This window comes from Chitinophaga filiformis (assembly GCF_900102545.1).
Classification (GTDB): Bacteria; Bacteroidota; Bacteroidia; order Chitinophagales; family Chitinophagaceae; genus Chitinophaga; species Chitinophaga filiformis.
This window is the reverse complement of record NZ_FNBN01000003.1, coordinates 1,026,213-1,052,358: the sequence shown is the minus strand read 5'-3', so window position 1 is coordinate 1,052,358 and position 26,146 is coordinate 1,026,213. Positions and strand designations below refer to the sequence as shown.

Here is a 26,146-nt window from a genome sequence, read left to right as displayed (position 1 = left end):
TTTAATCGTTTCACTATACGTGCAATACTTTAAAATAGCGTCCAGCTGAAATATCAGGGGCGGTAATTCAAGTGTGCAAATTCTGAAGGACGCATCCCGGTAATCTGGTAAAATGTGTAGCTAAAGGATGCCAGGCTTTGATAACCGGTCAGATATGCAATCTCACTTAATGTGTGTTGCTTCTGCTGAATAAGTTCGAGGGCTCTCACCATTCGTAACAACTTCAGGTATTGCAGGAAAGACATCTTCAACGTACGCTTGAAAAATCTTGAAAGTGTTCTTTCACTCAAACCGAATTTTCTCCCTATGCCCTCCAGGGTGTGTTTATCTGACAGGTTTCCTTCCATATATACCATAATTTCCAACATGCGCTTATTGTCTGTATACGGCAGTGCAATCGGAAGGTAGTTAACACTTATTTGTGGCAGAATATTCCGGATGGATTGCAAAAAAACAAAACGCTCATCATCCGGTAAGATATGACCCCGCCATTGCTCAGTGAACCTCATCATTTCAATCAGCAAATCATTGATTGGATAAATTCCTACCCGGTTGAAGAACTCATGTTTATTCCGTCCATCGGGCGCAAACAGAATAGACCTTAAATGAGTTCCGTTTTGCCCGATAGTCATACTGTGTGAGACGCCCGCCGGCACCCAGCAATAATGCCGCGAGGGTACGACAAGCAACCTGTCTGCAAGATGGATATAGGCTAATCCGCCATCGACATAGGACAGCTGCCCTTTGGAATGGATGTGAGCAGGAATATGCTTTTCGCATCTTTCATGTATCACGAAAATTGATGCAGGATGTCGTTCTATTTCTCCTAATGATGCTATAACACTCATCTTAATTACTATTAAACTCACCGCTGTTTACTGTTTTACAAGCAATCGCTTTCTTCTATGCTGTAATGTTTCCCTTACTGCGGGAACAACCAGGCATAATACCATCGTAACCATCAGAATAATTGCAAAAGTCATAAACACTGCGCGGTTGGTCAGTAACTGGCTTTGCTGCAGCAGGTTTTGCCATATTGCGCCATTCGCCAATCCTGATCCCTGCTCCGCAGAAAATCCTTTTGCAACATAAAGCGAACGATAGGCATTCAGCCGTCCTGTTACATTCTGGTTTTCTATAGTCATGTAACCCAGAAAACCTTCTTTAAAATATTGGTTGAAGTAAAGTTGCAGGTTATAAAGACCGGCCAGTGAATTCAATGTCACAAAAAACCTTGTACAGGCAGCCAATACTATACCGCTTGTGCCACTGAAACCCGGGGCCGCCTTCAATATATAGATCATGATTGGGACAAATAAAATCCCCGAAGCAGCTCCCTGCAGCAATACCGGAAGCAGCAGGTCTGTATATGACAAATCTGGTGTTAGTACAAGCCACATCCAGATATTGAACATTGCCAGCAATGAAAATCCCGTTACAAGAAAAAAACGGACCGGATATTTCCCGGCAATCATAGCCCTCGCTGAAAATACAGTCAGGCAAGCCATTGCTGCAATATTGCAGACACCCAGCAAGCCTACCTGAAACGGACTCCACCTAAGTACACCAGACGCATAGTTGTAGACCAGGTTAATGCTGTCTTTAGTACCGTAATAAACAGCCAGTAAACAAAGCGCCGTCACGAAGTGGACAGACTTAAAAACTCCCGGATGAATTAACTTGCGCTTCACTATATGCTGTCTGTATAGAAACAGCGGGATGCTGATACCAGCTATAGTAGCGCTGACACGTATCCGTGGGTCTGCAAACCAGTAGAATTTCGAGCCATATATGAATGTATACGCGAGCGACAGGGCACTGCACGCCAGCAAAATAAAACCTGCCCAATCAATCTGATATAATGGAAACCGCCTATGCCCCGTATGCCGCCTCAGCATCAGTAGCGTCATGATTAACATTAACAGTTGTATACCGATCAGGTAATAATATATCACTTCCCAGTTAGCTGATTCAACCACAAATCCGGCAAACAGGCCAGCCACTACTATATTACTAAGTATCGTCGGATATAGTACCGCCGCACCAATCAGGGGGGCGCGTTCAACCGGCACTCTTGAAAAAATCAGGATCAGCACAGATACAATGAGACTGCCCAGCACTAATCCCTGCAGAAACCTGATGAGAAATAACAGTGTAATATCCTGACAGAAAAGACATAGACAATTGAGAAGCATCGCCAGCATGATATTAAATGCCAGATAACTTCTTACCTCGAAATACCGCAGAAAACGAAATTGCACCGGCAAAATCGAAATGATACCTGCGTATGTAGACATCAGGCAGAACCAGACATCTTCCGGCTGTGAACCCAGATAGGCAACAATGTACTGCTGGGTCATTGCGAATAATCCCAACTGCATCAGGGAAGAGAGTAGTATCAGGAATAATGCGATACGCACGCCCCACTCCCAGTCCTTTATCCAAGGTTTAAAATATACAGGCTTCATGACTGCGACCTTTTTTTAACTGCAACAGTCACATTCATACCGGCGATAACATCTCCGCTCTCCTTACTTTCAAACATTATTTTAACAGGCACCCGTTGTATAATTTTAACGAAATTACCAGTGGAGTTATCCGGTGGCAGCAGCGAGAAACGCGCCCCCGTAGACCCTGCGATGGCAACTATTTTTCCTTTAAATACTTTATTAGCTATGGCATCAACCCGTATGTCCACAGGCTGTCCCACATACATTTCTGCTACCTGCGTTTCTTTGTAATTAGCGGTAATCCATTTTTCCTGTTCATTAATGATGCTTACCAGTGATTGCCCGGGCTGTATCTGCTGTCCTTCCAGAATGTTCTTCCGGCCTAAACGTCCTGAATAAGGAGCCCTGATAACAGTATAAGAAAGGTTAAGCCTGGCCAGTTCCAGATCGGCCCCTGTTACCGCTTCTTCTTTTACCAGGTTGGTGTACCGTTTTATATCCTGTTCCTGTTGAATATACCTTGCCCTGGCGCCATTGATCTGATCATGGTTTACACTTGTACTTATTTCCGCCGCATGAATGTTGGCTGAAAGTACCGTCAACTGTGCGTGTACATCCTCTACAGCTGCCCCGGCAGCATCAAGCTGTGCACGATACTCCCTGTCATCCAGCATCACCAGGGTATCTCCCTGTTTCACCAGCTGATGCTCATCAAAACAAACACGTTTAATATAACCACCAGCTCGGGCAGAAATCGGATTGATGTAAGATTCTACCTGGGCATCATTTGTTTCTTCATACTTTGTGCTATATCGCCAGTAACGAATAAAATAGCATGCACCTGCGATTGCCACGATTACTGCAATCACTGTAATGACAATATTGCCCGGATGTGTTTTATAATTGGTTCCTTTCATTTTTACAGATTTAGATTATAGATTTCCACTTGCATAGCGTATATGATAATAGATATTGAGCGCATCGGTCTGTGCTTTAATCAGATTGAACCTTGATTCCTGGTAGAGGTTATCGGCATCTAACAGGTCGGTCAATAGTGCCAGCTGATTCAAATATTTATTGTTTACAATCCGGTAGTTTACCTCTGCCTGTTCAACAGAATGCTCATTCACCTCAATCCGCCGGAGTGCCTCTGCATACTTTACATAATGTGATCTGACGTCCAGCCTTACATTATCGGCATAAGCCTCGCGTTGTATTTCGGCTTCCTTTACACGGATCCTGGCAGCAGCCATCTTGCTTTTATTATGATAAAGAGAAGAGATGCTATACTGTGCTTTTAAACCAACAAAGCCGACGGAATAGGCCTGGTTAACCGGCGGAAAGAATAAATAGTTGGGGTAATTCAGGCCATATGCTGCATAAAAGCTGACATTGGGCAGGTTACTACTTCGTATACTCCTGAGCTTTGTGGCTTGTATCTCAACACCTGTAGCCGCCTTCTGTACAGTATAGGATGAAACTTCCGCGCTTTGCGCAAGCTGAAGCAAAGAACTGACTTCCGGTTTTGTCATTCCCGCGGAATCAGCGGGTATTATCACGACAGAATCCGGAACATTCAGGAGGACGTCAAGGTGCTGATTTGCTATTGCGATATCATTTTCATTCTGTTCCAACGAAAGCTCCACATTAGAAAGGCTAACCTCTGCACGTAGCACGTCGCTCCTTGTAACTTTCTGATTCCTGTAAAGCGCGTTGATGTTGTTTAGTCTGACCTGGGCCCTGTTAAGCTGGTCTGCCAGGAATTTCTCCAGATCATTCAGCTTTACCAGGTTTAAGTATTGTGTAGCTGTTTGTAAAGCGATATTCCCTGATTGATCCTGTGCATTCAGGCGGGCCAGGTTTACCCGCAGGTGCTGCTCTTGTTCTGAGGCATGTTGTCGTCCACCTCCGTAGATATTAAATAATGCATCAATACCCAGAGCAGCGGAATTAGATGTTGGCTTTCTCTCTCCGGTAGTTGCATGGCTGAGCCCATCCGTAAAAAGTGTAAGACCGGAAAAGCGCTGATAAGATCCGTTGACATTCACTGTTGGCAACTTTGCCCTGATAACATCTTTCCTGTCCTCATTAACTGCGTTTACCTCCATATTTGCCGTTTGCACCCATTTATTCTGGCTTTTGGAAAATTCTATTGCCTCGGCTATCGTCAGCCGGTAAATACTATTATTGCTGGTCTGACCAATTCCCCTGACTGCAGTCAGCAAAAAAATGCCCACTGCTAAGATTGTTCCTGATAAACTCACTTTTCCGCGCCTGTAAAAACATTTGTCCATAAAAGATTCATTAAAATTCTTTCCTTTCTTCCCATTACCTTTCTTTCGATATATCCGCTGCACCGTCACCCGTCCTATTATTCCGGGATCGGTGCAGCCGTAGCCTTACGTTGTTTTAAAACTGTCTGTTTAACAGTGCAAATTTCACTTCGCCCGATGGGAGAAATTGGGCCGAATCACCTGAATGTTCGTCGAAATGGCCTAAGCAGGCACGGAAAAATGTGGGGAATTCGTCTAAACCTCTAAGTACCGGGAGAAAAACTTGAATTATCTGAACCTGGCGCGGTATTGAATGGGAGACATACCTGTATTTGCCCGGAAAAACTTTCCAAACACAGATTGTTCGGAAAAGTTAAGCATGGCGCTGATCTGCGATACAGTAAGCGTTTTATTTTGTAACAACACTTTTGCTTCCAGCACAATCGTGTCGTCGATCCATTTACCCGCGGACCTGCCGGTTTGTTTTTTAATAGCTGCCGACAGCGATTTGGGTGTTAAGTGAAGTTGGGCTGCGTAGAAATCGAGTTTATGTTCCTGCAGGTAGTTGTGGCTAAGCAGGCGTTTGAATTTTGTGAACAATGGCTCTGCCTCCGCCGGCGGTGGTGTGCTGGAAGCATACTGCCTGTAGTATGCATCAATCTCATAAATCAATGCAAAGACGTAGCTGCGGACGATCGGCCCTTGTTGAAAACTGGTGGTATCCTGTGCTAAGCTAAGTAACTCGAATATTTTGCTGAATTTATAGAAGCAAGATTCTTGCAAAGGGAGGACATTACGATCATTGTTTTCAAAAAAATCATACCTGGAAAGAAAAAACACGTCCGCATGTTGCTCAAGTAAAAAAGTATCCTTGAAAAAAATAACGTCCATTTTCAGGGATTCCATACGCTTGGTGAAATATCTGATCACCGAAGGCCCCAGGGTTATAATTGATGGTGCATCCACATCCCAGGAGGCGAGGGCGGTATTTAACCTTAGACCACCTTCTCTGACGAGGACTATAGCATAGCTTTCTGCCCGGTAGGGTTCATCATAATAGGGCTCACCCTCTTTTACGAACAGGTAATCCTTGTTACTGTCAGGTACAGAGAAAAGCCAGCTATGCCTTGAAAGTGAAAATGTTTTGATATCACTCATCTTCGTGAATTTAATCAGGCTGCGTATTCAATGGAACACGCATGCCAGGCAGATCCTACCTCAAAAGTAATCAACTTTCCAAAGGTGGATAAACTATGCCGGCTATTTTTTAAAGATTGGCCGGAATCATCAACAGACGCCTATTCTAACAGCAAATTAAAACATGAGCAGGTGTAACCAATACTTGCTGGCTGCTTTATATGGTATCACGTTGTACCGCAGTAAAAATTTATAAATTGTCAATAAAACAATTAAAGTTCTGATTTATTCTGCTATTTTTAAGAACGGTTCGTAGCTATATAAATCTGATAATTCCATGTTGTTGTGAAATATATTCTTTATATTTTTTATCTAATGCTATGGTCACAGGTGGCTTTTTCGCAGCAGAGTGATCTTAACTTTGTTAATTTCAGCAGTGAAAATGGACTGTCTTCCAATACCGTCACCGCCATACTGAAAGATAAGTACGGATATATGTGGTTTGGTACGGACGATGGTCTTAACAAATTTGACGGCGTTAACTTCTCCGTTTACAGGCATAAACAAAGCGATACAATGAGTATTGGAGCCAATTCAATACTTGCAATGCACGAAGACCGGTCTGGCAATCTATGGGTGGGAACAAATACCACTCTATCTCTTTACAACCGCAAAAGGGATTGCTTTATTAATTACAAGCTCACTTTAGGTAATACTGCACGTACAATCTTCCGTGATCATTCTGGCAAGCTGTGGATTGGAAGCTATGTTGGCTTATTTACCCTGGATCCGCAAACCGGGAAAACAACCCGGTATTATGCCGGCGTTGGCAAGGCCGGCCAGCTTGTATCTAATGTCATTACCTGCGTATTCGAAGATAGCAGGCACAGGGTATGGATAGGCGGGAATTCAGGATTGTACCTTTACCAGAGGAGCACGAACGATTTTAAGTATTTCGGGCACGATCCCACGGACTCCTTGTCGCTCCCGGACAATTCCATAAAGGCAATAACAGAAGATCATAACGGTAATTTATGGATTGGCAGCGAAGATGGTGGTTTAAGTATGTTATTACCCAACGGGAAAGGCTTCCGTACTTACACACATAGCAAAACAGATAAGCAAACGCTGAGTAGCAACCGGATCTGGACAATAACGCCGGAAAACCCTAACAGTCTATGGGTTGGTACAGAGGAGGGACTGAACATATTCGATCTGCAAAAGAAGACATCGCGCAGAGTAGAGCATGATGCCAGGAACAGGTATAGTTTGCACGGCAAGTCGGTGCGAAGCATCTTCATGGACAAGAATGGTATTTACTGGGTCGGGACTTACCAGGGGGGCGTCAGCAAATACGATAAAAACCTTGCGTTCTTCAATCTGCGGGAGAGCGATCCCTTTGATCCGATGGGATTGACCGCTCCTGTCGTAACTTCTTTTTCAGAGGATGGAAATGGAGATATCTATGTAGGAACAGACGGTGGTGGTATTAATTTATATCACAGAAGTACCGGTTTATTTGATCATCCACTGTTCTATGGCGGCGGTAAACCGCCGGCAGTACTTGCGCTGGAACGCCTGGACGGAGAACTCTGGATCGGGACTTTCATGCAAGGTCTGTATGTACTTAATATGCAAACGGGTAGGGTCAGGCATTACATGAAAGGTGACGGACCCAAAGATATTTCCGGCAATGATGTTTTTTGTCTTAAAAAGGATAGCAAAGGAAATATCTGGATTGGCACCAATGGGAACGGTGTGAACATCTACGATCCTGTATCAGGTCAGTTTCGCCGGTTTGATAAAGACCAGGGACGTCCATATAACACCAATGCCCTCGGCCGCGGCTTTATCCGGACCATAGAGGAAGATGAATCCGGTAATATCTGGATTGGTGCAGTGGGATCCGGAATAATAATGATTGATCCATCCCTCGATAAAATAAGGGTATTTAATCGGGAGAACAGCAACTTACCCACTAACGATATGCAGGCCATTTGTGCTGGTAAGAATGAACGGATCTGGGTCGGTACATCTGGTGAAGGACTGTGCCTGTTTGACGGCAAAACCGGAAAATTTGTTCAGTATACCGAGCAGGAAGGTATATCCAATGCAGTCATCTATAAAATACTGGAAGATGATGCGGGAAAAGTGTGGGTTAGCACCAACAAGGGAATCAGCAGTTTTGACCCCGCGACCAGCAGATTCAAAAACTATTTTCCATATAATGGTCTGCAACGAAGTACATTCTGTCTTGGGGCAGGCCTGAAAACCAGCCAAGGAGAACTGTTCTTTGGAGGCCTGGATGGATTTAACTATTTCAATCCCAAGTTATTGAATTATAACAGAAATGTACCGAAGATCGTGCTCAGCGACCTGAGGATTTCCAGCAGTTCAGTAATACCGGGCAATAAATCTGTTATCAAAGAACATATTTCGGTGGCGAAGGAGATCAGGCTGGACTACAAACAAAACTTCTCCATTGACTTTACAACCCTCAATTATACGGCACCCCAGGAGAGCCGGTATTCTTATATGCTGGAGGGCTTTGATAAGACGTGGAACGATGTGGGCACTTCCCGGACAGCAGTATTTTCCAATTTGCCGCCGGGCGAATATGTATTCCGGGTAAAAGCCAGCAGCGACGATGGGTCATGGACAACGGAGCAGGCGGTCATCCATGTATATGTAAGGCCACCCCTCTGGCTTACTATGTATGCCTATATTTTTTATCTGATCGCCGCCGGCTTTACCCTATGGGCGCTGCGGCAACGCGCTATCCGCAAACTCAGGAACAAATTTGCCCTTGAGCAGGAGCGCCTTCAGATAAGGCAAGCCATGGAACTGGAAAGGAAAGAGGCCGAGCGACAACGCGAATTTGAGCAGGTCAAAATCAAGTATCTCACCAATTTAAGCCACGAATTCCGGACACCGGTATCACTGATCGTTGGCCCCATTGAAAAGCTACTACTGGAGGAAGAGTGCCAGCCAAAATTAAAACAGCTGATTCTTATAAAACGGAATGCCAGGAGGCTTTTAAACATGGTAAATCAGCTGCTGGATTTCCGCAAGCTCGAGGAGCAGGAGTTAAAACTGAATCTGACAGCCGGCGACATCGTATCTTTTATAGGAGAAGTAGTCGAATTATTCAAAGATATCTCCGATCGCAAACATATCAGTTTTTCCTTTACAAGTGCACCAGGCAGCTTTCATACCTGCTTTGACCGGGACAAGATTGAACGGATACTGTTTAATCTTTTATCGAACGCTTTTAAATTCACGCCGAAAGGCGGCCAGATATCACTTAATATTGACCACGATCCTGCCTGCGGCCTTAGGATCATGGTCACTGACACCGGTGTTGGCATGACGCCGGACATTAGAGAGAGAATATTCACACGCTTTTTCCAGGGAGAGGTCCATCCCGGCATATTAAATCAGGGTAGCGGTATCGGTCTTTCTATTGCGCTGGAATTTGTGAAATTGCACAATGGCACCATTGATGTTGAGAGCATACCCGGTAAAGGAAGTACTTTCACCGTCAAGTTGCCCCTGGAGCCGGTACAGGAACCGGTTGCAGGCGTGGACCAGATGGTAGTGAGTTCAGATGGCCACCTCGATTCCGGCGAGTTCCCTGCTGAAACGGCGCCGACGCAACAGTTATCCGTTCCCGCCGCTGAAAAATTAACAGTGCTGCTGATCGAAGACAACGAGGATTTCCGATACTATCTCAAGGATAATCTAAAACCTTTCTATAAAATCGTAGAAGCCTCAGATGGAAAAGAAGGATGGCAAAAAGTACTTTCGGCTCATCCACAGGTAATTGTAAGCGACATCAGCATGCCGTATATGGATGGTATACAACTATGCCAGAAAATTAAATCGGACAAACGGACCAGCCACATCCCGATCATTCTGTTAACTGCCCTCACGGGCGACGCCTCCCAGTTAAGAGGCCTGAAAACAGGCGCCAGCGATTACCTGACCAAACCGTTTAATTTTGACATCTTAAATGTTAAGATCAGCAACCTCTTACTCCTGAATAAAAACCTCAAAGACACCTACACCCGCCAGTTAAAGGTAGTGATACCTGCCACCGAAGTGGAATCGGAGGACGAAAAATTCCTGATGAGGGTTACACAATATATTGAGGACAACATCAACAGCGATAATTTAACGGTGGAAGATTTAAGTAAACACCTTTTTATGAGCCGGGCTTCGTTGTACAATAAAATAGTACAATTGACAGGCGAAACACCGGTAGAATTTATCCGCTCTATTAAATTGAATAAAGCAGCGAGCCTTTTAGAAAACAGCGACATGAAAATTGCCCAGATCGGATACGCCGTCGGATTTTCCACACCCAATTATTTTGCCCGGGCATTCAAAGCAAAATTCAACCTGTTACCTTCAGAATACCAGCTTTTGAAAAAACGGCCTATCAATTAACATACATCCTTCTTTAGCCATCTCTCCTACCCGCTTTTACAGAGAATTCCTTTCTGCTTGGATGATATTGGAATCAAACCCATTTATTTTTCTGATCGCCCGGAAAAACAAGTCGTTACAACTATTGATATATAACGCATTCCTTATTTATTACTTGTTTTTTATCACATCATTCCTGACACCTCCTTTCCAAAATATACGCGTTTAAACATTTGTGCTATTCATTTTTACAAATCAGCCATGACTCCCCCAGTAGTGCAATTACATTAGCCTGAATGATTAGGACCTAGCTCCTACGTAGTACTAAAGAAAAAATAAAACCACGATTATGAAATTTTCGGTTACGCACAGCTTATCCGAAGCGTCGACCTTCTCTAAATTCCAATTAGGGAGAATGATGCTCACTTTTCTATTTATTTTTCTAGCGCTATCCTATGCCAGCGCACAAAACATCTCTATTACCGGGCGCATTACGGGAGACGATGGGACAGCTATTCCCGGCGCAAGCATTACGGTAAAAGGCTCCAAAACCGGTGTACACAGCGACAATGAAGGTTTCTTCAGACTTACCACCTCTCCTTCCGCCATTCTGGTGATTTCTTCTGTCGGATTCGTACCTCGGGAAATGGCCGTTAACCGGCAAACAACTGTTAATGTGACACTAAAATCGGCAGTCAGTGACCTGGAACAGGTAGTAGTGATAGGCTATGGTACCGCAAAAAAGAAGGATGTGACAGGAGCTACGGTTTCTGTAAAGGGAGAAACGTTAAGAGAAGTAGGCGCACCGAATATCTATAACCAGCTACAGGGTAGAGCTGCCGGCATTGACATTGTAAACAACGGCTCCAGCATAGGCACCGGTGGCGAGATCAGGATCAGGGGGAACCGTTCCCTTGCCTCCAGCTCAAGTTCTAATAACGCCCAGAATGGTCCTTTACTGGTGGTAGATGGTATTCCTCTTTCAGGCGGTAGCATCAATGATATCAACCCCAATGATATTGCCACCATCGATGTGCTGAAAGACGCATCTGCTACTGCCATATATGGGTCACGCGGATCAGGTGGAGTCATTATCATAACCACCAAAAGAGGCAGAACGGGTAAACCCGTCACCAGCTATGACGGTTACGTGGGCATTTCCCAGGCAATGGGTACCTACGATCTTTTTAACGGACAGGAATATGCCGCCTTCAAGGAAGCTGCAAAACAGGGGCAGCCCAATCCCAATAATCCCCATCCCAACGCACTTACACCGATTGAACAGGAAAACCTTGCCAATGGCGTTAATACAGACTGGCAAAAGCTTCTATTGACAACGGCTATCCGTACTGACCATAACATCAGCGTTGCCGGTGGTAACGAAACAACTCTCTATAGTTTCGGGTTCGGCGTTTTTCGCGAAACAGGCGTCATACCAGACCAACGCTTTGACCGCGGTTCAATGCATATCGCCATCGATCATAAGATGAGTAAACGTATAAAAGTCGGATTTACAACTACCAATACGATGAGTTGGGCCAATCGTATTAACACAAATGCCTATGGTGCGGCTACCAGGTTAAGTCCGCTATATCTTCCTTATAATGCCGACGGAAGCATCAACTTTCAGCCTGCCATACAGCAATCCAATGATGCGCAACAAATAAGTCCACTCACTTCTATTGGTAATAACGACAAGATCAAAGCCCGTACACGCCGGTTCAGGACATTGACGAATGTGTATGGGGAGCTCGAGATCATTAAGGGATTGAAATTCAAGTCCAGCCTGGCGCTTGACTGGATACAGACCATGAACAATAACTACACCGGGCCCGGAACCGTTTTTAATACAAACACTACTACTGCCGGCGCCACCCTGAGCCAATCGAACGATGAAACCTGGAGCTACACTGTAGACAACTCACTGACCTACGAAAAGACTTTTGCAGAAAAACATAAGATACAGGCAATAGCGTTGCATGAGGTAGTAAAAAACTTTAATCAGAGCCAGCAATTCAATGGACAGGGCGTTCCGGTTGACTATGTCCAGGACTACAATTTTCAGCTGGCCAATTCGCTGACAGCCAATGCCTCCGGCTATACTGACCGGGGCTTGTTGTCTTATATGGGTCGTGTCTTTTATTCCTATGATGACAGGTATATGTTAACAGCCACAGTCAGGACAGACGGTGCATCTGTACTGGCTCCCGGCAATCAATGGTTTACTTATCCGGCCTTGTCCATTGGATGGAACCTCAGCAACGAAAGTTTCATGCGCAAAGTAAACTGGGTAGATAATCTCAAACTGAGAGTTGGATGGGGCATAAGTTCCAATCAAACCATTGCGCCTTATACAACGATCGGAAGCCTCTCTTCCAACTTCTACAACTATGGTCCCGGCACATCCCCGAATGTGAACTTTGTATCAGGTTACTTAGTCAACACACTTCCTAATCCCAAACTCACATGGGAATCTACCAGGGGATACAACATAGGAGTGGATTTCGGATTCTTTAATAACCGCTTGAGCGGCGCCATAGAGTACTATAATGTCAACACCAGGGACATATTGCTGAGCAAGGAGTTACCCCGAAGCAGAGGGGCAAACTCTGTGCTTGTTAACCAGGGGAAAACGGCTGGTCATGGCCTGGAAATAACACTCAGCAGCCTGAATGTGAAAAGCCGTGACGGGTTTACCTGGAATACGGACCTGAACTTCTCCATGGCCAGGGAAAAGATCGTAGCGCTTCAACCAGGGCTAACACAGGATGTTGGCAATGGCTGGTATGTAGGTCAGCCACTGACCGTAATTTATGACGTAAAAAAGGTCGGTATATGGCAGCTTGGTGAAAAAGAAGATGCAGGCAAATACGGGGCCGCTCCAGGCGATATCAAGATACAGGACGTGAATGGTAATGGAACAATTGGCGCTGAAGACCGCCAGGTGATCGGCAACTTCCAGCCCGACTTTGTATTTGGATTCAGTAACCGTTTTGCCTATAAAAATTTTGATCTGAATATTGTGACGTTTGGGCGTATCGGGCAAACAGTGGTTGTTACTTATCTGACTGCCGATGGTGGTGCTGCAGGTTATCCATTCTTTATGAACAGCCGCGTCAATCAATATAAGGTGAATTACTGGACGCCTGATAATCCCACCAACGATTTTCCTCAGCCCGATGCAAGCAGGGATGCCTTACAATATACATCAACCCTGTCTTACCGCGATGGCTCATTTATTAAGATAAGATCTATCAACCTGGGATACAACCTGCCTTCGAAGATCACTAACAAGATTGGCATTAGTTCGATGCGTCTTTACCTGGCTGCACAGAATCCGTTTATTCTCTGGGCGCCGCTCGTACATGACGGGCTGGGAATTGATCCCGAAGGTAACGGCAATGGCAATGCAGTCGGTTCTACAGCTGGCGGAACACCTGTAACCGGCAGAGCCATCACAGTAGGTATGGGAGTGCCTCCGACAAGGCAGTATATGTTTGGTGTTAACGTTAAATTCTAATTCCTGAAACTTAGCTCAATATGAAACTGAAAATAAAAATATCGTGGCTGTTGATGATTGCATTACTATTCACGGGAGCGTCTTGTAAGAAAGTGCTCGAAGAGCAGCCACGGGCGACGATCGATCCCGCTTATTTCAGAACACCGGAAGGTCTGGACGGAGGTGTGGCCGGCATATATTCCTCCTTCCGAGGTCATTGGGGCACACAGATCTTTACACAACTGTTCAATGGTGGAACCGATGAAATGATCAGAGGCGGTGCTGCAGATGTTCAGCATAACTTCACCTACTCAACGCTGATGAAGAGCAACACCAATGATTACAGCGGCTTCTGGAATTCTATGTATATAGACATTAACACCGCCAACGGCATTCTTCAATTTGGACCGGATGCTGCTATGGATGCAGGTAAAAAAGCGCATCTGCTTGCACAGGCTAAATTCCTCCGGGCATTTTGTTATTTCTACCTGGTCACAACTTTTGGTGATGTTCCTTTGCATCTCACTTTTAATACCGACGCAACGACCGCAGATGCAAGGTCCCCCATTGCCGAAGTTTACGATGCGATCATAAAGGACCTGCAGGATGCCGCAGCCGTGTTGCCTGACCAACCGGCTCCCGGACTGGGTAAACCCGCATATAAGGCCACAGCCCTTTATTTGTTGGCGAAAACCTATTTGTGGCGGGGATGGTCAGCTGCAGCAAAGCCGACTGATTTCACTGATGCCTTTAATACAGCTAAAAGCATTATCGACAATAAAGGCGTATATGGCCTGGATCTCTGGCCTGTTTTTGCTCAGGGCTTCCTGGAAGGTAATGAATATGGACGTGAAACCCTCATGGTTGTTGATCATAGTAAAGACCTGAAATTTGGTGAGAATTCACAGACAGGTACAGGCGCTTCCAACCTGAAAGAAAATAAATCGAATTTCTTTTTCCGGCCGAACTATCCTACCGTCAATGCCAACTATCCAAATGCCGGAGGCGCCTACGTTTGTGTAAGAGATGTGCAGAACGGTCGCCCCTGGCAAAGAATAAGGCCTAATATGCGGTATGTGCTGAATGTCGCTTTTGCTAACAGGGCTACTGACTCACGCTATGATGGCACTTTTCAGACTATCTGGCTATCCAATAGTGTACCTGGTTCTGCCAAAGGTACTGCCGGCGCAGCTACACCACGGGGCACACTTGTCAACGGCGTTGATACAGCCATCTGGATGGCAGATAGAATGGTAACGCCTGCCGAAAGGGCTGCTTTCAAGGGCATTATCTTTGAGCCTGATTATCTGGCCGGCGTAACTGTGCCTTATACCAGCCTGCTTTATCCCTCTTTACGTAAATGGGATGATTCTACCAGAGCTGATATGAACGATTACTCCGACAGACCTTACATCCTCTTCCGCTTTTCGGAAGTGTACCTGATCGCGGCTGAAGCAGCCCTGAAAGGAGGCGGTACATTACAGCAAGCCGCCGATATGTTAAATGTATTGAGAATAAGGGCCGCACTAAAACCGGGGCAAACACCGGAACAGTATACCGCAGCAGTAGCGGCTCAAACCATTACGGCAGCCCAGGTAACGCTGGACTTTATTCTCGACGAGCGGACAAGAGAGCTGTATGGCGAATGTAACCGGTGGTACGACCTTTCCCGTACGAAAACACTTGTTGCCAGGGTTAAACAATACAATGATGAAGCAGCAGCCAATATCGTACAGGAACATATGTTGAGGCCTATACCGCAACAACAGATAGACCTGGTCACTGAAGGACCGGCCTTTCCGCAGAACCCATGGTATGCGAACTAACCGGATTCAAATAGTAAAAGCAATATGCAATTGCCATCAAACCTTATCATGAAAAATAAATTTGTAACTCATTGCCTGATGGCCCTGACGATTGGTCTTACCACGCAGGGCCTTCGGGCTCAACAAGCCAGAAATCCTGTTATTTATGCCGATGTGCCGGACATGTCCATGATACGGGTAGGAAACGCCTATTATATGAGCAGTACGACAATGCACATGAGCCCCGGTGTTCCAATTATGAAATCAACAGATCTTGTGAACTGGAAGATTGTCAGTTATGCGTACAATACCCTCGATGATGTTGACGAGTTGAATCTGAACAACGGGAAGAGTACATACGGAAGGGGTTCCTGGGCCAGTAGTCTCCGTTATCATAAGGGCGTCTTTTATGTAAGCACTTTTGCTGGCACCACAGGTAAGACATACATCTATTCTACCAGGAATATCGAAATGGGACCATGGAAAGCTGTTTCTTTCAGACCTTCCTTACATGACCATTCTCTGTTTTTTGATGATGACGGCCGGGCATACATGGTTTACGGTAGCGGCAGGATCATGCTGGCTGAGCTGAATGAAGACCTGTCAGGTCTAAAGCCGGGTGCAGAAAGTAAAGTGATCATAGAAAACGCAAGTTCCCCGGCCGGTCCGGACATCGGACTTCCGGCAGAGGGCTCGCAGCTGTTCAAGGTCAACGGGAAGTATTATCTCTTTAACATCTGCTGGCCAAAAGGAGGAATGCGCACTGTAATCATCCACCGTGCAGATAAAATTACAGGACCGTATGAAGGGCGTCTTGCCCTGCAGGATAAGGGAGTGGCCCAGGGCGGATTGGTCAGTACGCCCACCGGAAAATGGTATGCGTACCTGTTCAGGGATTTTGGTGCAGTAGGCAGAATACCCTATCTGGTTCCTGTTACATGGGATAACGGATGGCCCATACCCGGCATAGATAACCAGGTTCCTGACACATTGGATCTGCCGGCAGGCAAAAGTTATGACCCGGGAATCGTCGCTTCTGATGAATTCTCCCGGAAACCTGGTGCTCGTCCACTGCCGCTTATATGGCAATGGAATCACAATCCCGACAACAGCAATTGGTCACTGACGCAACGACCGGGATACCTGAGGCTCACCACCGGCCGTGTGGATACGACTGTCATGCTTGCCCGCAATACGCTTACACAACGGACTTTCGGACCGGTATGTTCTAGTGTGACAGCCGTCGACGTGTCGGGAATGAAAAACGGTGATTGCGCTGGATTAATACTGTTGCAGAAAAAATACGGATGGGTTGGTGTGAAGGTAACGGCAGACGCCCGGTCAGTTGTAATGGTGAGCGCTGAATCGGGATTGCCTGTGGAACAGGAACGCATCTCCCTAAATCAAAAGCGCGTATACCTTAAAGTGGATTGTGACTTTCGGAACGGATCTGATAAAGGCTATTTTTACTATAGCCTTGACGGGAAATCCTGGAAGCAGATAGGCGCCATGCTGCAGATGTCTTACACGATACCACACTTTATGGGATATCGCTTCGGTTTATTTAACTACGCCACCAGGCAGTCAGGTGGATATGCCGATTTTGATTTCTTTCATATCACCAATAAGATATCCAACAACAAATAACCTGATACACTGCTCAAACTCCTGGAGCGATAGTCACCCGGATGATCCACGTTTTAATTTTATAAACCCTCAAAATAAAAACCATGAAAGAAAACCCTCCGATTTAGCGTGCTATGCGCCGCTTACATTTTGCTGATGCGGAATCATCAGCCATTTATAAAAACCTATTCTATTACTTAACAGTATTAACTATGAAAACAACGCTTTCTCTCAAACACCTGGCAATGCCATTTCTTTCCCTCTGTTTAATCATGTCTTCCTGTACCAGGCATTTGGAAGACATTACACCTGATAGCAAAGAACTAAATAATGCGGGAAGCGCAGCCGATGTTGGCATATTGGCAACTGCTACAATTGACGCTAATACCGTGCAACAAACCATCCAGGGTTTTGGAGGTATGAGCGTTCCAATCTGGATAGGCGACCTGACAGCAGACCAGCGAACAAAAGCCTTCTCAACCAGCAGTGGCATCGGCATGAGTATTCTGCGTGTGATGGTTCCTCCTAACAGTAGCCAGTTCGCGGCTGAAAAAGCCACTATCGATGCGGCCAAAAGTTATGGCGCGAAAGTAATTGCCACTGCCTGGAACGCACCTTCATCTATGATGGATAGACTTTATCTGAGAGCCAGTGCATGGGCCGACTATGCCGCGCATCTAAGAGCATATACACAAGCCGTAGGTGGAGTATATGCATTGTCGCCATGGAATGAACCCAATTACCTGGCATCTGAATGGATGCATGCATCAGCGACAGAGATAGCCAATTTCGTAGCCGCCCAGGGCGACAATTGCGGCGCTCCGATCATGAGCCCCGAGCCATTTAATATGGACCAGACTTTCATTAATACTTACCTGAGCAATGCTACAGCAAAATCGAAAACCCTTTTTGTAAGCGGACATATTTATGGTAAAACACCTTATAACTTAGGCAACATTGGTAAGTCAGTATGGATGACTGAGCACTATACCAATTCTTCCATCAGTGGTAATGACTGGCCAAACGCAATGAATGCAGCTAAAGAGATCCACGACTGTATGACGGCAGGATGGGCCGCTTATGTGTGGTGGTATATCCGCCGTTTTTACGGACCGATAGATGAAAGCAGCAATATCACTAAAGTAGGTTATGTTATCGCACACTTTGCAAGATACGTTCGTCCCGGGTATACTAAAATTGCCTGCTCAGCAAATCCATCAACCGGTGTTTATACTACTGCTTATAAAAGCGGATCAAAAATTGTCGTCGTTGCCATTAATACAAATGCTGCCATTACTTATCAGCCATTTACCATCAGCGGGGTAACGGTCAACAGCTTCAATCGTTATGTAACTACCAGTTCATCCAATCTGGCGGCAAGCAGCTTTAGTATATCAAATAATGCCTTTGGAATCAACCTGCCTGCTTCCAGTATCACTACCCTGGTCTCAAACTGATAGCTATTTTTAACCACATTCCGAAAAAAACAAGTCCCGAACCGGAACTATAAGATTATGGGAATACCATATGATCGGGAATTATCAATAAAGTCTGCTGAAAGCATTATATTATAGAATGATGAAATAAACAACGCCGAATAGGTAACAGGAACCCTTATCATATCCGGCGTTGTTTATTTCCACTGTGGTCCAAAAGCAAAATTGGGCTCATGAATGTCGTATTACCAGATAGTAGGGCCAGGAAGGACGACCGGGCGGTTAGCGATATAGATTATATCCAACTAAAAAAGATTAAAAATCGACATTAAATTCCCTACCTTAGACTCATCAGCATTATTCTGGGGGATCAAATACCACGTTTTTCTAAATTAATTACCTGGTTAGTGGAAAGTGTCATAAAATCTTTTGATTGGGATCTGATCATGCGCCTGCGTGATGGGGATGAATCTGCATTCCGGGAAGTATATGACCAATACAGCCAAAGGATTTATGGCCTGGCTTATCAGTTCTTTAAAAACAAGGAACAAAGCAAGGAAGTCGTGCAGGAAACCATGTTACGGCTGTGGGAGCACCGCTTACAATTGAATGGTGAATATCCGCTGGCCCCCTGGTTATTTACAATAGCGAGAAGGGTGACGCTGAATATGTTACGGCAAACAGCCACCTCACAGGCTGCCCGTAAGAAGCTATGGCTTACCATGCACCCGGAACATAATGAAACCGAAGAAGCCATCCTCAGTGCCGACCTCGAACGTCTTACCACCCTGATGCTGAATAAATTGCCGTTGCAACAGCAAATGGTTTTCCGGCTGAGCAGATTTGAAGGGCTTACCTATGAAGAAATTGCTGCCCGTATGCAAATCTCCGTCCATACTGTAAAATATCATCTCACAGGTGCATTAAAAACCCTGCGGACCTGCTTCGACAAGACCGAAGTGCTTCTCCCCGCGCTCTTACTTTCTATGTTTTATTAATTTTTTTTAAAACTGACTACCCGAACAGGTAGGCTCGCGTGTATTGCACTATATCACCTTTTTAAAGGCATATTAAAATGTAATTCACGTGAATGAAGAACGCATACATCAACTGCTCGGCTACCTGGTCAACAATACTATCAATGCCGAAGATTACGAAGAACTCATGCGGTACCTGGAAGAGGCAACAGAGGATCCTGCCCTCCAGTCGGCAATTGACCGTATCTGGGCAGAATTGACTCCCTCCACAGAGCAATTAAGGCCGGATGAATCAGAGGCATTATATCAGCAGATTACAGGAAATGCGCGTTTTGTCCAACAACCTATACATATCAAACGCCGCTGGTTAAGCTACGCAGCAGTTATATTACTGCTGTTGGCTACCGGGGCAGGCGCGTACTTATGGTTTACGCCTTCCCGGACAGCGCCACTTGCTTACAGGGAATTGACTGCCCCTCCGGGTCAACGTATGCAACTGAAGCTGGCAGACGGTTCTACAGTCTGGCTGAAAGCAGGTAGTACGCTTCGTTATCCCGCCAGTTTTACAGGCAACACACGGGAACTGTACCTGCATGGTGAGGGATATTTTGATGTAATACACCGCGACAATCAACCTTTCCTCGTGCATACCGGCAATGTGACGACCAAAGTGCTGGGTACCGCATTTAATATACAGGCATACGACCAGCAGCTCACAGTTGCCGTGTTAAATGGTAAAGTGAGCGTTGCTGAAGGTAATACTGCGCTGGGTGTGATTGTGGCTAACCAGCTCCTGGAATATCATCCGCAAAGTAAGCAGGTGGCCCTGAGGGATACCATTACCGGCAATATGGTGGCCTGGACAAAAGGTGAGTTAATACTGGATAATGTGACCATGGAAGAAGCTGCAGTGACCATAGGCAAATGGTACAATGTAGCAATCGTATTCGCTGATCCCGAACTGAAAACATCCCGTTTCTCCTTCTCCTTCCTGGAGGGAGCAAACCTTGAGGAAGTGATGACTATGATCTGTCAACTGAATGGCTTTAGCTACCACATAGAAGGAAATACCATTACCATCAGCAAGAAAAAACCGCTGCGGAGGCAACCACAGCGGTAATAAAAAAATGATCACAGGTACAGGCAAGTACCCGCAACCAAATTGATTTTAAACCAGCGTTCAAACCGATTAAAACCAAACAAATCTATGCATTTTTTTGTAAGTCAGGGCTCCACGTTCCCTCCTTATGAACGTTCTGTCCCGCTCAAAACCATCATTTGGATTATGAGATGCTCCACGTTAGTATTAGCAATATTATTGATCTGCTGTAATATGCTGATAGCAGCAGAAACAAGCGGCCAGGACATCCGCGAAACCACCATTTCACTGGGCATTTCAGGGAAAAGCCTGGAGACAGCATTAAAGGAGATTGAACAAAAAACCAATTTCCGTTTCGGCTACAGGAAAACAGAAGTAAGCAGGTTCGGGCATCTTCAGCTTCCGGCGGCTACCCGCACAGTAGCTGCCACACTGGATATCCTGCTTTCAGGTACCGGCCTTACCTATCAACAGAAAGATCATTACATCTTCATTGTTCCGGCACCTGTACCAGAGAAAACGCTACAGCAGCAACAACTGGTAGTAACAGGTATGGTAACCTCTGCAAAGGGTGAAAAACTACCCGGTGTCAGTATCCGGCTGAAAGGAGCTTTAAATGGTACCAATACAGACCAGGAAGGGAAATTCTCTATCAGTGTGGCTGATGAACAAAGTATACTGGTATTCTCTTTTATCGGCTACATGACCAAAGAAGTACCGGTTGCCGGACGTACTTCAATAAATGTACAACTGGAAGAAAATGCTACCGCGCTCGGAGAAATAATAGTCGTGGGTTATGGAACACAGCTGAAAGCCACCAGCATTGCGGCAGTATCTGCTGTGAAAGGAAAAGATTTTGCACAGAAGCCGGTAGTGAATCTGACCAATAATCTCGTAGGCCGTATGCCCGGCCTTATTGCAGATCAGGGAAGTGGCGAACCCGGATTGGATGGTTCGAGAATACGGATCAGGGGTACTTCCACCATTGGCAATGCCAATCCGTTGCTGGTAGTAGATGGTATTTACAGAGACTTTTCAAGGCTGGACCCTGCTACCATTGAAAGCGTTACCATCCTAAAAGATGCCGCTGCTGTTGCACCGTATGGCCTTGCAGGCGCGAATGGTGTGATCCTGGTCACTACCAAAAAAGGAAAGACCGGCGCTCCCGTCCTATCCTATAATGGCTATGTGGGTTTTCAGAATCCTACCAGGATGCCCCGTATGGTAAACTCGTACCAGTATGCATTGCTGACCAATGAAGCCAACCGGAATGATAACTTCAACCTCTCTTTCACAGATGCACAAATAGCCGGATATAAGAAAACGGTAGATGGCGCGTCAGATGCAGACCGTGACAGGTATCCCAATAGCCAGGGTTTACGGGATGTGATCCAGCGAAATGCAATACTGACTAATCATAACCTGCAACTATCCGGAGGCACTGAAAAGATGAAATATTTTGCGGCATTAGGGTATACCAGTCAGGAAGGACAATTCTCTACTACCAATCTTAAAAAATATAACGCACTGGCCAACCTGGACATCGAGGCGGCTAAATATACCCGGGTATCCCTTTCCATCAGTGGCTGGGTAGAAGATCAGAATTACTCCGGATATTCAGATCCCGGCAGTGGCGATCCCAATAACCGCTATGCCTCTGCTGGTGGAGGGATCATGTACCAGGCATTCAGAACACCTCCCACATCCGCCATCTACTATTCCAACGGCCTGTGGGGCAGCTACATCACCAATTCACTGGTAGGCACCATTGCACATAGCGGGTATTCTCATAACGAGAATACACAGATCATGACCACCTTCAGCATTGAACAGCAACTGCCATTCTTAAAGGGTCTGAGCATAAAAGGGGTGGCCAGTTATGATCCCTATAATACTTATTCTAAAACATGGAAAACACCTATTCTGACTTACAGCGCAGATTTTACAACTACTCCGTATACCTTTAATCCTACTTATATTGGTCCTTCCAAACCAACACTGAACCTGAGCACCAGTCAGAATAAAGCATTCACCTACCAGGGATATCTTAATTATCACAATACCTTCGGTAAACACGATGTTACCTTCCTTGGCGTACTGGAATCACGCTCTCAGAAATACTGGGATCTTTCGGGCGGCAGGATCAATTATCCTATTGACATTGATGAACTGGATCGCGGCGGTACTGCACAGGGTGAACTCTCCAATGGAGGATCATCATCACAGCAAAGGCAGATAGGTTATGTATATCGCCTGAGTTACAATTATGACGGTAAATACCTGGCAGAAGTATCCGGCAGATATGATGGACATTATTACTTCGCGCCTGGTCACAAATACGGTTTCTTCCCCGCATTTTCACTTGGCTGGAATATAGCACGTGAAAACTTCATGAAAGATAATGTAGCCTGGGTAGATGCACTGAAGATCAGGGCTTCTTATGGAGAATCCGGCAACCTGGCCGGAGGTCCCTTTCAATATCTGACAGGCTATTCCATCTATAACAATGCGGCCGTGCTCGATGGCAGGCTAACAGCAGGTATCAGTGAAGTATTGCAGGCTAATACCGCCATTACGTGGGAAAGAGCAAAGAAGACCGATGTGGGTATAGATGCGGCTTTGTGGAAGGGTAAACTCAATGTAACTGCCGACTACTTCTATGAAAAGCGTTCCAACATGCTGGTACCTCCTACTGTTACTGTACCTGCAGAATATGGTGTGGGCCTTACGGAACAGAATGCAGCCATTATGAGTAACCACGGATTTGAGCTGGGCATTGGTACCAATCATACTTTTTCCAATGGCTTGCGACTGGACCTCAATGCGAACTTCACCTATGCACAAAATAAACTGCTGCAGGTGTTTGAAACAGATGCCACTTACAATAATCCCAACCGCCGTCAGACAGGACGCGCAAACGGCACACAATTCGGATTGAAAGCACTTGGCTATTTTACACCCGCTGATTTCAACACAGATGGTTCCCTGAAAGCAGGCGTTGCTTCTATCCCGGATGCTCCGGTACGTCCCGGCGATCTGAAGTATGCGGACCTCAGCGGTCCCTCAGGTAAACCAGATGGCATTATCGACGATAATGACCAGACGGTGATTGGCAGACCCAATGGTACACCACAGATGATCTTTGGCCTCTCCCCTGCTTTATCATGGAAAGGGTTTGATCTCAATTTCCTGCTGCAGGCAGCTACCCAGATCAGCCTTCCGGTAGGTGGTAACCTGGTATTCCCCTTTGATCAGCAAGGTTCCGCCAGTGAACTGTATTACAAAGATCACTGGACGCCGGCCAATACAAACGCCTTATATCCACGCGTCAGCACACAACCTAAAGATTATAACACAAGATTTTCTTCCTGGTGGCTAAGAGATGCGTCTTATATCAAACTCAGAAGCGCTGAACTAGGCTATTCCCTGCCTTCAAAACTTACTAAACGGGTAGGTATACAACAGTTGCGTGTATATGCTGCCGGACAAAACCTGTGGACATGGACACCTAATATGAAGGAGAAGATTGATCCTGAAGCACGTTCTTCAAACGGTCAATATTACTTCCAGCAACAAACTACCTCAGTAGGTCTGAATGTCACCTTCTAAACAATTAACCGAAAGAAACATGATCACGATAAAACAAAGCTGCCTTATTGCCCTCGTTGGTATAGCGCTGACAGCCTGTAATAAAAACTCCCTGGAAATATCACCAAGAGATCGCGTGGGTGATGATATTGTATGGTCCTCAGCGGCCAATGCCGACCTCTTCCTGAATGATGTTTACAATTCGCTTCCGGACATGAATAATGAAACGGAACACCTGGACCAATATACTGACAACTCTGATGTAGGTGTTACCTGGATGCAGGGATATGCCAATATACGTGTGGCCAATGTAACGCCTTCCAACCTGCCCCGCGGGCCCTGGGATATGTGGTACTGGGGAAAAACAGATAACAATGATGGCAGGACCGGCAACTATGAGAAGATCAGGAAATGTAACCTGTTCATAGAAAAAGTAACCGCATCAGCGCTGCCCGACGATTATAAAACCAAAAGGATCGCTGAAGTGCGCTTTCTCCGCGCGATGTTCTATCACTGGCTGTGGATGGCCTATGGAGGTGTACCTGTTATCACAAGAACACTGGACAATATCACACAGGGCGACAGCATCTATGTACCAAGAAGCACAGAGGCAGAAACCTTCCAGTTTATTACGAATGAACTGGCAGATATAGCCACTACCTTACCTCTTAATCAGTCAGAACCCGGCAGACCTACAAAAGGCGCGGCACTTACGCTGAAAGGATGGTGTGAACTCTATGAAGCCAGTCCATTACGCAATTCAGGCAATGCGGCTAATCCGGGCGGTGACCTGGAGAAATGGAAAAAAGCAGCAGCGACCAACAAGGCAGTGATAGACCTTGGGGTGTATGATCTGTATCCTGACTTCCGGAATTTATTCCTGAAAACAGCCAACAATAGCATTGAATCCATTTTCGCCAGACAATATATGCCTGGTAAAGGCGGACAACTGGAAGGTAAAGAAGGCCCTACTATCGTCAATGGAACCGAAGTAGCATGGGGTAACTTCCAGCCTACACAGGAACTGGTAGATGAATTCTCCATGGCCAACGGAAAAGCCATCGGAGAATCCGGTTCCGGTTATGATCCTCAACATCCATATGTAAACAGGGAAAAACGTTTCTACCAGACGATCCTTTTTAACGGATCTCCATGGCAGGGCGACACCCTCCGGATGGTAGTAGGCCTGGGCAGAAGTACAGAAAATGAAATAGATCTCGGTTATAGCAGTGATGTTACGCATACGGGTTATTATGCCTGCAAAAGACTGGATGAAAGCGTTGTGGGAAGCGATAACCGGGCTAACAGCACCTCTTATCAGAATTATATGTTCTTCCGCTATGCAGAAGTGCTGCTCAGTTTTGCAGAAGCCGAAAATGAAGTGAATGGGCCTACACCCGACGTGCTGGCGGCAGTGAATAAAGTACGGACCCGTAACAATAACATGCCCACTGTAGAGGCTACCTATGGCGCCGTAAATAAGGACAAAATGCGGGAGATCATTCGTCGTGAACGTCGTGTTGAACTGTCATTTGAAGATAAACGCTGGTGGGATGTATTACGTTGGAAGATTGCGGATAAAATGCCTGATGGCACTCCTGGTGTATTAAACCGGCCGGAAGTAGGCATGGTGATAACGGCTGATAACGGCTCATTCGTTTACACAAGAACGAATGTGAGCAACCGTTTATTCCTTCCCAAAATGTACACCATGCCCATTCCGCAGAATGTATTGGATCGTAACTATAAGATCCGGGCGCAAAATGGCGGTAAAGATGCATGGGTAAACGGACAGAATCCAGGGTATTAATCGTATAACAACTCAGTC

Annotated in this window: 14 protein-coding genes; 9 read left to right on the top strand and 5 right to left on the bottom strand. The window is 45.8% G+C overall.

The window, feature by feature from the left end:
* Positions 1 to 53: 53 nt before the first annotated feature.
* The 5 genes from BLR32_RS16375 to BLR32_RS16355 form a co-directional block, all read right to left on the bottom strand.
* Entirely contained in the window at positions 54 to 848 is a 795-nt protein-coding gene (locus BLR32_RS16375; protein WP_089833628.1) for a helix-turn-helix transcriptional regulator, read from the bottom strand.
* Between the two features lie 27 nt (positions 849 to 875).
* Positions 876 to 2,468 (bottom strand): MFS transporter, encoded by a 1,593-nt coding sequence (locus BLR32_RS16370; protein WP_089833626.1) that lies wholly within the window; start codon positions 2,466 to 2,468, stop codon positions 876 to 878.
* Positions 2,465 to 3,367, bottom strand: a complete 903-nt coding sequence (locus BLR32_RS16365; protein WP_089833624.1) for an HlyD family secretion protein — start codon at positions 3,365 to 3,367, stop codon at positions 2,465 to 2,467. Before BLR32_RS16365 ends, BLR32_RS16370 begins: the two co-directional genes overlap by 4 nt.
* Before the next feature lie 15 nt (positions 3,368 to 3,382).
* On the bottom strand, positions 3,383 to 4,744 hold the full coding sequence (locus BLR32_RS16360; RefSeq protein WP_089833622.1) for a TolC family protein: 1,362 nt from the start codon (positions 4,742 to 4,744) through the stop codon (positions 3,383 to 3,385).
* Between the two features lie 267 nt (positions 4,745 to 5,011).
* Positions 5,012 to 5,881 carry a helix-turn-helix domain-containing protein gene (locus tag BLR32_RS16355; RefSeq protein WP_089833620.1) on the bottom strand — a complete coding sequence of 290 codons (870 nt, stop codon included), beginning with the start codon at positions 5,879 to 5,881 and terminating at the stop codon, positions 5,012 to 5,014.
* Between the two features lie 354 nt (positions 5,882 to 6,235).
* Between BLR32_RS16355 and BLR32_RS16350 the strand changes: the two genes are divergently transcribed.
* From BLR32_RS16350 to BLR32_RS16310, 9 genes are all read left to right on the top strand, one after another.
* Positions 6,236 to 10,309 (top strand): hybrid sensor histidine kinase/response regulator transcription factor, encoded by a 4,074-nt coding sequence (locus BLR32_RS16350; protein WP_089833618.1) that lies wholly within the window; start codon positions 6,236 to 6,238, stop codon positions 10,307 to 10,309.
* A 328-nt stretch (positions 10,310 to 10,637) separates the two neighbouring features.
* A complete protein-coding gene (locus BLR32_RS16345) occupies positions 10,638 to 13,808 on the top strand; it encodes a SusC/RagA family TonB-linked outer membrane protein (RefSeq protein WP_089833616.1) in 3,171 nt (1,056 codons plus the stop codon).
* A gap of 20 nt (positions 13,809 to 13,828) precedes the next feature.
* Complete coding sequence (locus tag BLR32_RS16340; protein ID WP_089833614.1) at positions 13,829 to 15,613, top strand: RagB/SusD family nutrient uptake outer membrane protein; 1,785 nt, start codon at positions 13,829 to 13,831, stop codon at positions 15,611 to 15,613.
* 48 nt (positions 15,614 to 15,661) lie between these two features.
* Complete coding sequence (locus BLR32_RS16335) at positions 15,662 to 17,239, top strand: glycoside hydrolase family 43 protein (RefSeq protein WP_089833612.1); 1,578 nt, start codon at positions 15,662 to 15,664, stop codon at positions 17,237 to 17,239.
* Positions 17,240 to 17,430: 191 nt separating this feature from the next.
* Positions 17,431 to 18,675 (top strand): glycoside hydrolase, encoded by a 1,245-nt coding sequence (locus BLR32_RS16330; protein WP_143011491.1) that lies wholly within the window; start codon positions 17,431 to 17,433, stop codon positions 18,673 to 18,675.
* Between the two features lie 386 nt (positions 18,676 to 19,061).
* Positions 19,062 to 19,652 (top strand): RNA polymerase sigma factor, encoded by a 591-nt coding sequence (locus tag BLR32_RS16325; RefSeq protein ID WP_143011490.1) that lies wholly within the window; start codon positions 19,062 to 19,064, stop codon positions 19,650 to 19,652.
* Positions 19,653 to 19,740: 88 nt separating this feature from the next.
* The gene (locus BLR32_RS16320; protein WP_089833607.1) at positions 19,741 to 20,751 is read left to right on the top strand and encodes a FecR domain-containing protein; all 1,011 of its coding nucleotides are present in this window, start codon (positions 19,741 to 19,743) and stop codon (positions 20,749 to 20,751) included.
* Positions 20,752 to 20,916: 165 nt separating this feature from the next.
* Entirely contained in the window at positions 20,917 to 24,339 is a 3,423-nt protein-coding gene (locus BLR32_RS16315; RefSeq protein WP_176842308.1) for a TonB-dependent receptor, read from the top strand.
* A 19-nt stretch (positions 24,340 to 24,358) separates the two neighbouring features.
* A complete protein-coding gene (locus tag BLR32_RS16310; protein WP_089834187.1) occupies positions 24,359 to 26,128 on the top strand; it encodes a RagB/SusD family nutrient uptake outer membrane protein in 1,770 nt (589 codons plus the stop codon).
* Positions 26,129 to 26,146 lie beyond the last annotated feature (18 nt).